The organism is Actinoallomurus sp. NPDC052274 (genome assembly GCF_040679475.1).
Classification (GTDB): Bacteria; Actinomycetota; Actinomycetes; order Streptosporangiales; family Streptosporangiaceae; genus Actinoallomurus; species Actinoallomurus liliacearum.
Genome location: NZ_JBFAUT010000024.1, coordinates 109647 through 123573 on the forward strand (window position 1 = coordinate 109647; position 13927 = coordinate 123573).

The window sequence follows — 13927 nt, forward strand, 5'->3', positions numbered from 1 at the left end:
GGGGACCCTAGCCGGTAGGGCCCACTGGTCAGATCAGCTGCCGCCGTGCCGCCCAGACGACGGCCTCGATGGGGGTGTTCACGTCGAGTCGGTCACAGATCGATCGCAGCCTCCTCCGCAAGGTGCGCGCGCTGAGTTCGAGTTTTCGCGCCGCCACATCCGCTGTGACGCCTGTGGCGATCTGCGCGAGCAAGCGGAGCTCATCCTCGCTCAGACGCGGATCGTCGGTGCCACGGCGGGTGAGTGTGGCCTGTTCCACTCCGTCCTCCCTCGTCCCGGGTGATGGCTGCGGGGATGCGGCGATCGCCGCATGGGCACGGGTAGGCCGAAGCGCACTTGACCGGAGTTGGCCGCCCGTTCGCATGGGGATGCGCGACGTGGGAACTCCGGGTAACGATTCATACGTTGGAGAGTTGAGCGGGAACGTCGCCTCGGGTGTGCGAGGAAACGTCCCGGCGACGCTGCCGGGACCGACTTCGGCGTGTCCGGGTGAGGTCATGTGTGCGCCCTCGCCCCCATCCTTTCGCGCAGCGATCCGGCAAGATCGTGAATCGTTTCAAGCTGCGCTCCGCTCCGGAACGCTAAGCGGCCGTCTGCGGACCGTCAAGGGTTGGCATGTTACGCCGCGTACAGCTGCGTATCCGTTCCGCTACATAACACATCGGCCACAGTTGTTCACCCTCGTCGACCTGCGAAAATCGCACTCACCGGGAAGGTGGAAGCGTTGACGCGCATCAGCATCCGAGATGTGGCGATCCATGCGGGAGTCTCGGTGGGCACAGTTTCGAATGTCCTAAATCGGCCAAATCTGGTGGCCGAAGCGACCCGTGAACGCGTCCAGGCGTCCATCGGCGAGCTCGGCTTCGTTCGGAACGAGACCGCGCGACAGCTCCGGCAGGGCCGCGGTCACGTCCTCGGAGTGGTCCTCCCGAACATGGGCAACCCGCATTTCACGGAGGTCGGCCGGGCCGCCGAGGCGGCGATGAACGCCGACGGGTTCGACGCGCTGTGGTGTACGAGCAACGGCTCCCGCGAGAAGGAGCAGCGCTGTCTCGACTTCCTGGAGGAGCAGAACGTCTCGGGGGTGCTGATCAGCCCGATCGACCTCGGCGAGGAGCGCGTCGCCGAACTCCACGGCCGCGGCCTCGCCGTCGTGCTGCTCGACCGGATCGGCGTGCGGGTCTGCTCCGTGGCGGCGGATCACCGCGCGGGCGGTGCGCTGGCCGCCCGCCACCTGCTGACCGGGCGGCACCGCCGGCTCGTGTTCGTGACCGGCCCGCTGTCCGCCAGGCCGGTCCGGGAGCGCCACCACGGCGCCGTACGCGCGGCGCTGGACGCCGGGCTGACCCGGCGCGACGTGACGACGTTCGAGCAGGAGGAGATGACCGCCGCGGCCGGCCGGGCGGCGGCGGTCCGGCTGCTCGACCTCGATCCCCTGCCGACCGGTGTCTTCTGCGGCAACGACCTGCTCGCGATCGGACTGGTCAACGAGCTCGTACGGGCCGGCGTGAAGGTGCCCGCGGAGATCAGCGTGGTCGGCTACGACGACATCGACCTGGCCGCCACGGCCGTCGTGCCGCTGACGACCGTGCGCCAGCCGCGCGCCGACCTCGGCCGTACCGCGACCGAGCTGGCGCTCGCGGAGACCGGCGACCCGGAGCACCACGACCACCGGCAGGTCGTCCTGTCCCCCGAGCTCGTCGTCCGCGAGTCCGCCTGAGCGTACGCCGAGGACCTCCGTCCCCCCGAGGGGAAGGAGGTCCAGGGGCGAGCGTTCGTCAGGCCGTGGCGGCGACGGTGGCGGCCTCCATGTGGCCGATGGCCAGGCCGGTGGCGGCGTCGAAGAAGTGCAGGCGGCTGGTGTCGACCGCCAGGTCGATGTCCTGGCCGGGCCGCACGTGCGAGCGGGCGTTGACGCGGGCGGTCCACAGCGCCTTGTTGTCGGCGAGCGGGATCGCCGCGTCGTCCTCGTCGGCGTCATTGGCGAGGTCGGCGGTGTCCTTGTGCTCGACCGGCGGCGCGTCGATCGTGAAGATCACGTTGATCTCGCTGCCGAGCTCTTCGGTGACGTCCGCGTGCACCCGGATCGTCGGCCAGTCGTTGCCGCTGTGACCGGCCTCCTCGAAGTCGGACGGCCGGATGCCCAGGATGACCTCCCGACCGAAGTAGTCGTCCAGGCCCGTGCGGGACTCCAGGACCGACTCCGGCACGGGCAGCTTGTAGCCGGCGAAGGCCACGGCCGGGCCGTCGTCGCGGACGAGCTCGGCGGTGACGAAGTTCATCGCCGGGGAGCCCATGAACCCGGCGACGAACAGGTTGACCGGGTGGTCGAAGAGGTTCTGCGGGGTGTCGACCTGCTGCAGCTTGCCCTCGCGCAGCACGCAGACGCGGTCGCCGAGGGTCATGGCCTCGATCTGGTCGTGCGTGACGTACACCGTGGTGACGCCGAGCCGGTCGTGCAGCTGGTTGAGGGAGGCGCGCATGGACACGCGGAGCTTGGCGTCCAGGTTGGACAGCGGCTCGTCCATCAGGAACGCCTGCGGCTCGCGGACGATCGCCCGGCCCATCGCCACACGCTGCCGCTGACCACCGGACAGGGCGGCCGGCTTGCGCTTGAGGAACTGGTCGAGGCCGAGCATCTTGGCGGCCTCGTTGACCCGCTTCTTGATCTCCGGCTTCGGCGTGCCGCGCAGCTGCAGGCCGAACGCGAGGTTCTGCTCGACCGTCATGTGCGGGTAGAGCGCGTAGTTCTGGAAGACCATCGCGATGTCGCGGTCCTTGGGGGCCAGGTTGTTGACCACCCGGTCACCGATCGAGATCTCCCCGTCGCTGATGTCCTCCAGACCGGCGATCATCCGGAGGGCGGTCGACTTACCGCACCCGGACGGGCCGACGAGCACCATGAACTCCCCGTCCTGGATCTCCAGGTTGAGGTCGTCCACCGCCTTCACTTCGTTCGTGTAGGCCTTGACCACATGGCTAAGGACGATCTTCGCCATAGGGGAATCCTCCGAGCATCGACCGGTAAAAGTGTCCACAACCATAGCCAGTGTTCGCATATATGAACAAGACCTGAACGGGACTAAGCTGTCTCCTGGCTCCGGCATGATCGCCGGGCCGCGCGTAAGCGCAGGCCAGGTGCTCGGGAGAGGCCGTATGGACGCATCCGAAAGGACCGCGCCGGGCGTCAAGTCCGCGACGCGGACCGTCGCGCTGCTCGACTTCTTCGCCCGCCAGGGCGGCATGTACAGCCTGACCCAGATCCAACAGGAGCTCGGCTACCCCAAGAGCAGCCTGTACGCCCTGCTGCGGACCCTCGTCCAGCTCGGCTGGGTCGAGACCGACCCGACGGGAACGCTCTACCGCATCGGCATGCGGGCCCTGCTCGTCGGCGCGTCCTACATCGACGGCGACCCCGTCGTCGGCATGGCCCACGAGACGCTCGACTGGCTCGCGGAGGTCACCGGCGAGACCGTGCACTTCGGCCGCCTCGACGACCACGACGTCGTCTACCTCTCCTCCCGGCCGTCCCGGCACAATCTGCGGCCCGTCATCCGGGTCGGCCGGCGCGTGCCGACGCACAGCACCTCACTCGGCAAGGCGCTGCTGGCCGACCACCCCGATCCGGCCTTCCCCGCCGACCTCGAGCGCCAGACCGAGCGCACGATCACCGACCGCGACGATCTCCGCGTCGAGCTCCGCCGGATCCGCGAACGCGGCCACGCCGTCGACCGCGAGGAGAACACCCCGGGCGTCTGCTGCTTCGGCGTCGCCCTGCGACTCCAGCGACCCGCGCGCGACGCGATCAGCGTGTCGATCCCCGCGATCCGCCTCGACGACGTCCGCGAACGCGAGATCTCGGCGCTGCTGCTGCAGGCCCGCGAACGCATCGAGTACGCCGCGTACCACCTGATCCATCCCTGACCGCGTCCGCCGCCGCCCCCGGCCTACGTGGTTCAGGTAGTCAACCGGGTATTTTTCCCAATTCGGTAGCGCCGTACACGAGGCATGCTGATGGATGAGAACGAGTAGTACCACCAGCGAGAGGGGATGAACTCCGCGATGTGTCAGCACCGTCCGCCGTGCCCACCGGCGGATGCCCCCGACCACGACGCCGCACGCCTCGTCGCGTACCACGCCGAACAGGGCTGGGGACTCCTCTGCAACGGTGTCATCGTCTTCGAGGACACCGGCGAGTTGCTGCCGGACGGCCGCAGCGTCCCCAACCGCCGAGGGCTCCTCGTACGAGCCGCCTAGACCACATCCTGCGGATCACAGTAAGAGGCCGGGGCCCCGAGGTTCCCGACTGGAACCCCCACGTCAGGCGCCCCTACCGACCCCGGATCCCCTGAGTGGACGCCGGGGCGGGCATGCCCACCGTGCCGGCCCCGGCGTTCATTACCGCCCCCGCCGCCGATCGCGCGCGACGGCGCGCATGGACTTGGTGACGGCCTTCCAGCGATCCTCACGTTCCTTCCGCAGCCGCGCGTCGACGCGGGAGGCCGCCCAGGCGTTCTCCCGCTGAAGTCTGCGGTAGCCGTCCAGCCGCCGCCGGTCCAGCGCGCCCTCGGCGATCGCGGCCAGCACCGCGCAGCCGGGCTCCGACTCATGGCCGCAGTCGCCGAACCGGCACTCCCGCGCCAGTTCCTCGACGTCCGCGAACGTCCGCCGCAGCCCCTCCTCCGCGTCGAGCAGCCCGACGCCGCGCAACCCGGGAGTGTCGATGAGCACCGCGCCGTTCGGCAGCCGGACCATCTGACGGCGGACCGTGGTGTGCCGTCCCTTGCCGTCCTGCGCCCGTACGGCGCCGGTCTCCAGGACCGCGGCCCCGAGCAGCGCGTTGCCGAGCGTCGACTTGCCCGCCCCGGAGGGGCCCAGGAGGACCACCGTTCCGGTGAGCACGGCCTGGAGCGCGTCGATGCCCTCGCCGGTGACGGCACTGGTGGGGACGACCTCCACGCCGGGCGCCGAGCGCCGTACCTCGGCCACCGTCCACGGCAGGTCGGCCGACTCGTCGATCTTCGTCAGCACGACGACCGGGAGCGCGCCGCCCTCCCAGGCCAGCGCCAGCAGCCGCTCGACGCGGCCCGGCTTGACGTCCACGGCGGCGGAGACCACCACGGCCGCGACGTCGACGTTGGCGGCCAGCGCCTGACCGTGCGAGGACCGCGACACCGCCGAACGGACGATCACGCCGCGCCGCGGCAGCAGAGCCGTCAGCTCCGGATCGCGTCCGGGCCGCACCGCCGCCCAGTCGCCGGTGCACGGCGACTCCACCGGATCGGCCGACCGCACCAGCGACGTCCCGGCCCGTACGGGGCCGTGCTCGGTGACGACGTCGCACCGGCCCCGGTCGACGCCGATGACGCGGCCGGGCACCAGCCCCTTCGCGCGGTACGCGGTGAAGGATCGCTCGCGCTCGTCATCCCAGCCATAGCCGGACAGGTCGGACTTGAAGGAAGAAGAGTGTGACAACGTGAACCCCTTGAGAGGGGGGGTCCTGGCGAAGCGGCTCACAGGACGGCGAGCCGCGCGGAGGGAAAGGTCAGCCGAGGACCCCGGACGTGAGGACGGACCGAGTGCCGCGCATGGCAGCGATCATTGGGACGGTCATCGACCTCACCCCTTCATCCGCTCTCGCTCGCGTACGTCGTCGGGCCGACCGTAACACCCGGCTCGATCGGCGAGCATCCGAATTAATCCCGCTCGTAACACTCGACGTGTTCTCGACACGTAGGGGGTGTTCACCGCCCCCTGAGTGAAGGAGAGTCCCGTGCGACGTCGACAATCCGGCCAGCGGGCCTTCGATGGATGACCGCAAGGCCAGATTCGAGGAGATCTACGCCGCGACGTACGGCCCGATCCTGGGATACGCGTCGCGGCGCTGTTCCTCCCCGGAGGACGCGGCCGACGTCGTCGCGGAGACCTTCACCGTCGCCTGGCGGCGGTTCGACGAGGTACCCGCCGGCGAGAAGGCGCGGCTCTGGCTGTACGGCGTCGCGCGCCGGGTCCTGGCCAACCAGCGGCGCGGGGAGTCACGGCGGCGGCTGCGGACCACGTCCCTCCGGGACGAGATCGCCGCGGTCGTCGCGGATCCGTCCGACGCGCTGGCCATCCGCCGGGCGTTCGGGGACCTGTCCGACGACGACCGGGAACTGCTCGGTCTCGTCGCCTGGGAAGGCCTCGACCACTCCGGCATCGCCGCCGTCCTCGGCTGTTCGAAAGGCGCCGCGCGGGTCCGGCTCCACCGGGCCCGCAAACGCTTCTCCCGAGCGCTCCACGCGGCGGGAATCGACCTGAAGCCCCTGGCCATGAACCAGGCCCTGAGCGAACGGGGATCCCTGACATGAAGCCTCATCCCACCGACGACCTGGTCCGTACGATCGCGCACGTCCGCGACGATTCCCTGGCCGGGTTCGAGACCCGGCCGGCCGCCCGGGAGCTGCTGGCCGATGTCACGGCCCTCGACGTGACACGGAACAAGCCCCGGGTCCGCCGCCGTCCGGTGATCAGAGCGGCCGTGGCCTGCGGCGTGGCCGCCACGGTCGCCGCCGGCGCCATCGTGCTCACCCGCGGCGGCTCCGGCCCCGCCGGACCGTCGACCATCCAGGCGTCCGAGGTCGCGCAGGTGACGAGCCTGGTCGCCGCGGCGGCCCGGAAACAGCCCGACCTGCACCCGCGCGACGACCAGTTCATCCACGTGAAATCGGTCGAGGTGACCGTAGGGGCCGACGTCTTCGACAAGAACGGCCACTACACGCACGAGAAACTGCCGCGCATCAATCGCGAGCTGTGGCTGTCGGTCGACGGGCATCGCACCGGCCTGCTCCGGGAGAGTCCCTGCCCGCCCGGCCAAAGCTGCGACGATCGGCTGCCAGCGTACGACCGGACAGGGGCCCCAGCACCGCACAGCGCCGCGGCGCTCCGGTCGCTGCCGACGAATCCGGCCGAGCTGCTGAAGACCATCGACACGATGGACTCCGGCACGCCTCGGCCCGAGCTGCGGTGGAAGAGAATTCAGGGCCTGATCATGGAGCAGTACCTTCCGCCGAAGCTCCGGGCCGCGATCTTCCAGGTCCTCGGCGGCCTGCCCGGCGCGACGATCGACCGCGACGCCACCGACGCCGTCGGACGACCGGGCATCGCCATCTCCGTGCCCGACGGCATCGGTGGACACGACCAAACGGTCTTCGACCGGCGGACCTACCAGTACCTCGGGACCCGGAGCATCGCCGGTCCGCCCGCCGGCGGAAAGCTCGTCAGCCCGCACCCGGGAGCGACGCCCTACCGGCTGCCCAAGAACGGCTACTGGCCCGCGGCGGGCACCGTCGTGTACGCCTCCGCACTCCTCTCGGTGGACGTCGCGGACCACCCACCCGCCCACTGACCCCGCCGGATCGGCCAAGCCATCGGCTCGGCCGTTCCGGGTCTTCGCCGAACAGCCTCGTAGCCGCTCCACAGCGGCAGAAGAAGGATTTCCATGAAGAAGCGAACGACCGTGCTCGCAACCGCCCTGGCGGCTACGGCCCTTGTCTCAGCGGGCCCCGCGCAGGCGGCACCCGCGGCCCGTACGGCACGACCCGTGCCGCGTCAGCCGGTCTTTCCCCACGGTCACCGTGGGATCGCCGTCACCGGCGGCCCGGTCCCCGCGCAGAGCCGACCCGGTGATGTCCTGGGCGTCCTCAATGGCGCCAAGCGGCTCCCCTCGCCCAGCGCACACGCGACCGCCACGGACGACACGCATACGGTCACCGTCGACGTGCTGGACCGCGGCGGAAAAGCGCCGCAGACCGCCGACGCCCAGTATGTGATCTTCCGGTCGCTGGACGGCGCGACGAACGGGTACGGCCAACTGGACAACGGGCACTTCACCGGCCAACTCGCGCCCGGCGAGTACGTCGTCGAGGCCGGAGTGTCCACGCCGGAACCGGGCGGCGGGAGATCTCTCACCGTCGTCTACCTGCCCCGAGTCGTCCTCGATCAGGATCGCACCGTAATTCTGGACGCCCGCAAGGGCCGCCCCATGTCGGTCAACGTCGATCGCTCGGATGCCCGGTTGACCGGTGGTGACGGCGGTGGCGGATACGCGCGCGTCATCCAGACCATCGGCGGTGAGACCACCACCACCGCGAGCATCTTCTTGGACGGACAGCCCACCTACATCACGCCCAGCGGTCCGGCTCCGGGGCTACGGCTACTGCTGCAAGGCCGGCTGACCAAAGACGGCGCCGTGACCGGTAGCCCCTACATCTACAACGTCGGCGGCAGCGCCTCGGACCAGGACGTCATTCCGTCCGATCCCGCCCTCCGGGTCCGCACGGCCGATCTGGCCACCGTGAACACTCGCTACGCTCGCCAGGGCCGGCCCGCATGCGCCGGCACCCACGCAGGCGCCCACTGGCCGGGCGGAGGTTTCACCACGGGGTTCTACGTAGGCGTCGGGTCACTACCCGCCACCCGCACCGAGTACTTCAGCCCCGGCGCCGACTGGGAGACCGATACCGACATCGGCGCGGACTGCGACCTCATCGAAGCCAGCGTCACCGCAGCCCCTGAACGGTTCCCGCGCGCGAGCACGTACACCCGCGACCGGACGACCGGTCCGCTCGGCGCCGGCGCCGACTTCAACACCCTGCTCAGCGACGGCACCGTCCAGTTCTGGGTGCCGATGCTCAGCTCCTGGGACGCCCACTCCGGCATCGCCCCCTACGACCATGTCACCGGCCAGACGACACTCCAGACCGCCGACGGAAAAATCATCGCCACAAGCGACCAGCCAGGCTACGGCGAGTTCAACCTGCCCGCGCCCGGGCGCGGATCCGGACAAGCGGCCTACAAGGTCACCACCGACGCCGAACGGCAAGCCCCCTGGTCGGACTTGGCCACCCGCCAGCACGTCGTCTGGACGTTCACCGCACAGCCCACGAGCGGCGACCGGGCAGAAGACCTGCCCCTGCTGTCGGTGCTCTACCGCACCCGTCTCGACGACGACAACCGCGCCCCCACGAGCACCCAGCGCCTCGCTCTCAGCGTACGGACCAATCAGAGCGCACCGACGCCCACCGTCCGCCGGCTCACCCTCCGGGCCTCCTACGACGACGGCACCACCTGGAAGGACGTCCCCGTGTACAACACGGGGCAGGGCTGGGAGGCCACCCTGCAGAACCCTCCGGGCTCGGCAGGGAAATACGTGTCCTTGCGCGCCGCCGCCGAGGACACGACCGGACGCACCGTCGACCAGACCGTCATCCACGCCTACGGCCTCGCCCCCTGATCCACGGCGAGACCGAACGATCTGATGTGCTTCCACCGCCGGTGGGCGGGGCATCGGCCTCACCCACCGGCGCGGACGCACCGGCCACTCGGTGACCGCGGTCGCAGACCGGGACGAACGCCTCAAACCGTGGCCCGAATCCCGCCTTCGCCGAGCATTGCGTACGCCCGCGTTCCCGGTCGGCGGGTGCGCCAGGTGGTGCACCCGCCGTCCACCCGTTAGACCGGGAGGAAAAGCGCCTCGAACGGCGGGGCGCCGACCGCCATCGGCGGCACCCCCTCGGCGACGAGCTGCTCGGCGAGCGCGATCTCGCCCTCCTGGAAGGCCGACCCGCCGTCCTCGGTACGGACGATCTTGACGAAGCGCATCAGCTCGCTCCGATGAACTGGTGGTCGGCGCGGATCCTGCCGTCGTCGTCCAGGGCCAGAACGTCCAAACCGCCGCCGACCGCCTCACCACTGCGCGTCGACGTCATCTGCCACCGGACACCGACCACGTTGGACAGCAGGACGCACACCTCCGCCGCGGCCTCGAAGACGTGCTCGCCCGGCGCGACGAACATCTCGTAGGCACGGGTCACCCGCGCGTCCAGGGCTGCGTGGCCGCGAACCTCCAACGGCGGCACCGGAAACGCGAGACCGGTGGCGGCCTCGCGGATCTCCTGCGGCGGGTCGACGAGAACCTGGCCTCCGTCCTGCGCCCACAGCTCGCGGATCACCGCGCTGCGCGCCGCCGGATCGGGCTCGTTCCACAGGGCGATATAGCGGTCGGCCAGTTCCTTCACATCGAGTTCGTTGCTCACGCACGGCAGTGTGCGCCGCGACCTGCACTTTCGCGATTCCCCCGAAGGAGTCACGACACCACGAACGTTCGCCGGGTCGGGTGACGTGTCGGTCGCTGTCGTGGGCCGATGCCGTCGGCCGTTCATCCGTGCGATCGCGCGGGAACGAGGCAGTGGCCGGCCGTGTCCTTCGCAGCCGGGGCTGGGTTTTCTCATCGGCGCTGTCACCTCAGCAGGGATTTGTTCCTGCTGAGGTGACAGCGTCGGATCGCTTGGGCAAGCCTAGAGGGGCCGGCCGGGGTGCCACTGGACCAGGCGAATGTATGTGGTCACCACACTCTCTTCCACGATCGCCGCCCTTCGGCGCTGCGGCCGGGCCGATGTGGGGCGCACCGAAGGCTCGGAGAACGCGGTCAGAGACCGGGACGAATACCGCAGGCCGCCGCCCGAATATCGCCTTCACCGAGCATTGGGTACGCCCCCGCCCCGGATTTCCCGGCCACCGGTCAGGCCGGCTCGGATTCGGGCCGGTCAGCGCCCTGGAGAGCCTCGACGAGCGTGGGGACCATGGCGTCGTCGAGTTCGACGACGAGAAGCTCGTCCTCACCGAACCGCACGGAAGTGATCTCCTCGTCCGCGTGGTAGACGACCCGCAGCGGCGTGTCCTCAGGGACATGGGCGCACGTGGATACGTAGACGCCTTCGACCTTCATGAGCACGGTGACCTCCTGTGATCGGACTTTGCCATCTGCCTGACGATGATGTCACCGAGTGATTACGCTGCGGAATGGTTGCAGCTCGTACTCCTGTGCTCTCCCCCGACGCGTACAAGGAGCCCGTACCCATGGCGAACTCCTCCGGCTTCGTCTCCTACTTCGGCACGGAACTACGACGCCACCGCGAGCGCATGGGCTGGCCCCGCGAACAACTCGCCGAGCGCGTCCCCTGGTCCGTGTGGACGGTGGCGTCCGTCGAGCAAGGCCGCCGCAAGCCCCCGCCCGGCCTCGGCGAACACGCCGACGCCCTCTTCAACCTTCCCGGCGTCATGACCGAACTCTCCAAAAAGGCCCAGGACGACAGCAGCCCCTTCGGCGACCGTGTCGAACTCGAACAGCGCGCGGACTCGATCTACGAGTACGACATGCGCCTTGTTCCTGGACTACTGCAGACAGAGGCATACGCTCGAGCGGTTCATGAGGCTCGCCGTCGGCTCCTCTCGTCAGAGGAAATCGAGCATCGAGTCAAGCTTCGCCTAGCGCGTCAGGAGATCTTCGCTCGCGAGCCTCCCCCGACGAACCAGACATCGCCTACTCCGATGGCTGGTCACAGGGGCAGATGATTGACACCCCCGGTGAGGTGCTCCGTGCTCAGCGCGCCTTCGAACAGCTTGCGGCTCTGGCATTGCCGCCAGACCTCTCAGCAGAGATGGTCCGGGCATACGTCGAGGAAGGATGAGATCAATGCGCGAATGGCACAAGAGCAGCTACAGCGCCGATGGCGACTCTAACTGCGTCGAAGTCGCCGAGTGGTCCAGCGAAGCCGACGAGTCCTAATGAAGAGAGGGCAACAGCGGTGAGCGCCCTCACACGATGGCGTCGGAGCACGTACAGCACCCAAGGTGACTCGCAGTGCGTCGAGGTCACAGTCTGGCTTGATCACAAAGCGACCTCGTGATGGCAGGCGACCATTGGCGCAGCAGCACCTACAGCGCGCAAGGCGAGTCGCACTGCGTTGAAGTGCGGATCCGCTGGCGCAAGGCGATCTACAGCGGGACCGGGGAGTCCAACTGTGTAGAGGTCGCCGAGTGGTCCAACGAAGCGGAGCCGTGGTGATCACAGTGGAGATTTGGCGCAAGAGCAGCCACAGCACCCAGGGCGAGTCGAACTGCGTCGAAGTCGCCGTTCGGGGCTCGTAGCGAACCGTTGTGGTCCGCTCGTAGGCGCTTCGGCTCTTTGGTGTTCTTGGGCGCGGCGGCGGGGGGTGGCGTACCGAACGCGCGGAGAACGCGAGCGCGCACCGGGGCGAATGCCGCACATCGCGCTCTGCCTGCCGCGTTCACCGAGCGTTCGGTACGCCGAGCCGAGGGCAGATACGCCGGCTCCGTAGGCGCGGATGTTCGGCCGCGGCCGACGGCCCGCGGACGACCACCGCCCCCGGCCCGAAGGGCGGTGGTTGTCCGCGTCGGTGGGCGCGGCGAGGATGAGGGCCATGATCGAGATACGTACGGCGCATACCGGGGAGCTGGACGCCGCCCTCCTCAAGACGGTGCGGGCCTTCCTCGAGGATGTCTTCGAGGGTGATCTGAGCGACCAGGACTGGGATCACGCGCTGGGCGGGATGCACGTTCTGGCGTGGGAGGGTTCCGAGCTCGTGGGGCACGCGTCGCTGGTTCAGCGACGACTGCTGCATGACGGGCGGGCGCTGCGGACCGGTTATGTGGAATGCGTCGGGGTGCGCGCCGACCGGCGCCGCCACGGGTACGGCGCGATCGTGATGGACGCCCTGGAGCGGCTGCTGCGCGGCGCGTACGAGCTGGGAGCGCTCGGCGCCTCCGACCGGGCCGTGCGCTTCTACCAGGCGCGCGGCTGGAAGGCGTGGCAAGGGCCGACCTCGGTGCTCACGCCGACCGGGATCCGGCGTACTGCGGACCAGGACGGCGCCGTCCACGTCCTTCCGCTGGCGGCACCCCTGGACCTGTCCGGCGACCTCGTCTGCGACTGGCGCGAGGGCGCCGCCTGGTGAACCCCGCCCAGCGGGCCCTTTGCTCATGGAGACGTCCGTCACATTTGGACTTTTGGGCGGATCCGGTGATTCACGGAAGGTTCTCGGTAAAGTGCCGGAGAATGCGTGATCCCGGGAAAGGGGAAGCGGTGGCGGGCGAGGGACTTCGGCCAGGCGAGTTCGATGCAAATGTGCCGAATATCGCCCGAATGTACGATTATTACCTTGGCGGAAAGGACCACTACGAGGCCGACCGCGTACGCGCCGAGGAGGCCGTCGCGGCCGATCCCACGCTGGTCAACCTGATCAAGGAGAACCGCGCCTTCATCGGACGCGCGGTGCGGTACATGGCCGCGCAGGGCATCGACCAGTTCCTCGACATCGGCACCGGCCTGCCCACGCAGCAGAACGTGCACCAGATCGCCCACGCGGTGAACCCCACCGCCCGGGTGGTCTACGTCGACTACGACGAGCAGGTGGTCGCGCACGGGCGGGCGCTGCTCGCCGACGCGGAACAGACCACGATGATCCAGGCCGACCTGCGCCGCCCCGAGGAGATCCTCGATCACATCCGGACGAAGCGGCTGCTCGACTTCGACAAGCCGATCGCACTGCTCCTCGTGGCGACCCTGCACTTCATCCCCGACGAGGACGACCCGCACGGCATCATGGCGCGGTTGCGCGACGCGCTGGCCCCGGGCAGCCACCTGGCCCTGACCCACGCCTCGGCCGATGGGGTGCCCGATGTGGTCGCCAAGGTCGTCGAGGTGTACAAGAGGACGTCCGCGCCCGGGACGGCGCGTGCCCAGGAGCAGGTGATGGGCCTGTTCGGCGACTTCGCGCTGGTCGATCCCGGCCTGGTGTGGGCGCCGCTGTGGCGCCCCGAGCGGCCGGTCTCCGTGGAGGAGGCCGTGCAGACCTGGTTCTACGCGGGAGTCGGCCGCAAGCCGTAGGTCCTGGCGCACCGCCCGGTCGGCCTGAATGGCCCTGAGACCGTCCCCGTGACCTTGACCCGGCGGTGACGCCGTGGCCGGTCTCCCCTCCGCACGGAGGGGACTCCAGCACGCCCCGGCTGGGATAGATCAACTGGTGCCGCGCGTGGTCGTGCCAGTCGATCCGGGAACTGGGCGGCAGCGCTCTCCGGGTCGAGC

The 13927-nt window shown here is 69.5% G+C and carries 20 protein-coding genes; 14 read left to right on the forward strand and 6 right to left on the reverse strand.

What is annotated here, in order from left to right:
• Nucleotides 1–28: 28 nt before the first annotated feature.
• On the reverse strand, nt 29–259 hold the full coding sequence (locus AB0K82_RS21775; RefSeq protein WP_345352000.1) for a LuxR C-terminal-related transcriptional regulator: 231 nt from the start codon (nt 257–259) through the stop codon (nt 29–31).
• 489 nt (nt 260–748) lie between these two features.
• Between AB0K82_RS21775 and AB0K82_RS21780 the strand changes: the two genes are divergently transcribed.
• Nucleotides 749–1720 carry a LacI family DNA-binding transcriptional regulator gene (locus tag AB0K82_RS21780; RefSeq protein WP_364399439.1) on the forward strand — a complete coding sequence of 324 codons (972 nt, stop codon included), beginning with the start codon at nt 749–751 and terminating at the stop codon, nt 1718–1720.
• 58 nt (nt 1721–1778) lie between these two features.
• Here AB0K82_RS21780 and ugpC read toward each other — a convergent pair whose 3' ends face one another.
• Complete coding sequence (gene ugpC, locus AB0K82_RS21785) at nt 1779–2999, reverse strand: sn-glycerol-3-phosphate ABC transporter ATP-binding protein UgpC (RefSeq protein ID WP_364399406.1); 1221 nt, start codon at nt 2997–2999, stop codon at nt 1779–1781.
• 157 nt (nt 3000–3156) lie between these two features.
• Between ugpC and AB0K82_RS21790 the strand changes: the two genes are divergently transcribed.
• Both AB0K82_RS21790 and AB0K82_RS21795 read left to right on the forward strand, forming a co-directional pair.
• A complete protein-coding gene (locus AB0K82_RS21790; RefSeq protein WP_364399408.1) occupies nt 3157–3924 on the forward strand; it encodes an IclR family transcriptional regulator in 768 nt (255 codons plus the stop codon).
• 138 nt (nt 3925–4062) lie between these two features.
• On the forward strand, nt 4063–4257 hold the full coding sequence (locus AB0K82_RS21795) for a DUF5999 family protein (RefSeq protein WP_364399441.1): 195 nt from the start codon (nt 4063–4065) through the stop codon (nt 4255–4257).
• Nucleotides 4258–4398: 141 nt separating this feature from the next.
• On the opposite strand, the gene rsgA is transcribed toward AB0K82_RS21795, so the two are convergent.
• Complete coding sequence (gene rsgA / locus AB0K82_RS21800) at nt 4399–5475, reverse strand: ribosome small subunit-dependent GTPase A (protein WP_364399410.1); 1077 nt, start codon at nt 5473–5475, stop codon at nt 4399–4401.
• 332 nt (nt 5476–5807) lie between these two features.
• Between rsgA and AB0K82_RS21805 the strand changes: the two genes are divergently transcribed.
• From AB0K82_RS21805 to AB0K82_RS21815, 3 genes are all read left to right on the forward strand, one after another.
• Nucleotides 5808–6350 carry a sigma-70 family RNA polymerase sigma factor gene (locus tag AB0K82_RS21805; RefSeq protein WP_364399412.1) on the forward strand — a complete coding sequence of 181 codons (543 nt, stop codon included), beginning with the start codon at nt 5808–5810 and terminating at the stop codon, nt 6348–6350.
• Nucleotides 6347–7387 (forward strand): CU044_5270 family protein, encoded by a 1041-nt coding sequence (locus tag AB0K82_RS21810; RefSeq protein ID WP_364399414.1) that lies wholly within the window; start codon nt 6347–6349, stop codon nt 7385–7387. The genes AB0K82_RS21805 and AB0K82_RS21810 overlap by 4 nt, the downstream gene beginning before the upstream one ends.
• A 93-nt stretch (nt 7388–7480) precedes the next feature.
• Nucleotides 7481–9274, forward strand: a complete 1794-nt coding sequence (locus AB0K82_RS21815; protein WP_364399415.1) for a hypothetical protein — start codon at nt 7481–7483, stop codon at nt 9272–9274.
• A gap of 218 nt (nt 9275–9492) precedes the next feature.
• Here AB0K82_RS21815 and AB0K82_RS21820 read toward each other — a convergent pair whose 3' ends face one another.
• The 3 genes from AB0K82_RS21820 to AB0K82_RS21830 all read right to left on the reverse strand — a co-directional run bounded on the left by AB0K82_RS21820 (nt 9493) and on the right by AB0K82_RS21830 (nt 10774).
• Entirely contained in the window at nt 9493–9642 is a 150-nt protein-coding gene (locus AB0K82_RS21820) for a hypothetical protein (RefSeq protein WP_364399417.1), read from the reverse strand.
• Nucleotides 9642–10076 carry a hypothetical protein gene (locus tag AB0K82_RS21825; RefSeq protein ID WP_364399419.1) on the reverse strand — a complete coding sequence of 145 codons (435 nt, stop codon included), beginning with the start codon at nt 10074–10076 and terminating at the stop codon, nt 9642–9644. Before AB0K82_RS21825 ends, AB0K82_RS21820 begins: the two co-directional genes overlap by 1 nt.
• A gap of 485 nt (nt 10077–10561) precedes the next feature.
• Entirely contained in the window at nt 10562–10774 is a 213-nt protein-coding gene (locus tag AB0K82_RS21830; RefSeq protein WP_364399421.1) for a hypothetical protein, read from the reverse strand.
• A 125-nt stretch (nt 10775–10899) separates the two neighbouring features.
• Here AB0K82_RS21830 and AB0K82_RS21835 point away from each other — a divergent pair, with 125 nt between their 5' ends.
• From AB0K82_RS21835 to AB0K82_RS21870, 8 genes are all read left to right on the forward strand, one after another.
• Nucleotides 10900–11394 carry a Scr1 family TA system antitoxin-like transcriptional regulator gene (locus AB0K82_RS21835; protein WP_364399422.1) on the forward strand — a complete coding sequence of 165 codons (495 nt, stop codon included), beginning with the start codon at nt 10900–10902 and terminating at the stop codon, nt 11392–11394.
• Nucleotides 11358–11510 (forward strand): Scr1 family TA system antitoxin-like transcriptional regulator, encoded by a 153-nt coding sequence (locus AB0K82_RS21840; RefSeq protein WP_364399442.1) that lies wholly within the window; start codon nt 11358–11360, stop codon nt 11508–11510. Before AB0K82_RS21835 ends, AB0K82_RS21840 begins: the two co-directional genes overlap by 37 nt.
• Nucleotides 11511–11515: 5 nt before the next feature.
• Nucleotides 11516–11608, forward strand: coding sequence for a DUF397 domain-containing protein (locus tag AB0K82_RS21845; RefSeq protein WP_364399424.1), 93 nt, complete (start codon nt 11516–11518; stop codon nt 11606–11608).
• Between the two features lie 19 nt (nt 11609–11627).
• Nucleotides 11628–11729 (forward strand): DUF397 domain-containing protein, encoded by a 102-nt coding sequence (locus tag AB0K82_RS21850; protein ID WP_364399426.1) that lies wholly within the window; start codon nt 11628–11630, stop codon nt 11727–11729.
• Complete coding sequence (locus AB0K82_RS21855; RefSeq protein WP_364399427.1) at nt 11729–11887, forward strand: DUF397 domain-containing protein; 159 nt, start codon at nt 11729–11731, stop codon at nt 11885–11887. Before AB0K82_RS21850 ends, AB0K82_RS21855 begins: the two co-directional genes overlap by 1 nt.
• Nucleotides 11888–11892: 5 nt before the next feature.
• Nucleotides 11893–11970, forward strand: coding sequence for a DUF397 domain-containing protein (locus AB0K82_RS21860; protein ID WP_364399444.1), 78 nt, complete (start codon nt 11893–11895; stop codon nt 11968–11970).
• A 293-nt stretch (nt 11971–12263) separates the two neighbouring features.
• Nucleotides 12264–12797, forward strand: coding sequence for a GNAT family N-acetyltransferase (locus AB0K82_RS21865; RefSeq protein ID WP_364399429.1), 534 nt, complete (start codon nt 12264–12266; stop codon nt 12795–12797).
• A gap of 101 nt (nt 12798–12898) precedes the next feature.
• Nucleotides 12899–13729 (forward strand): SAM-dependent methyltransferase, encoded by an 831-nt coding sequence (locus tag AB0K82_RS21870; protein WP_364399430.1) that lies wholly within the window; start codon nt 12899–12901, stop codon nt 13727–13729.
• The last annotated feature ends 198 nt before the right edge of the window (nt 13730–13927 follow it).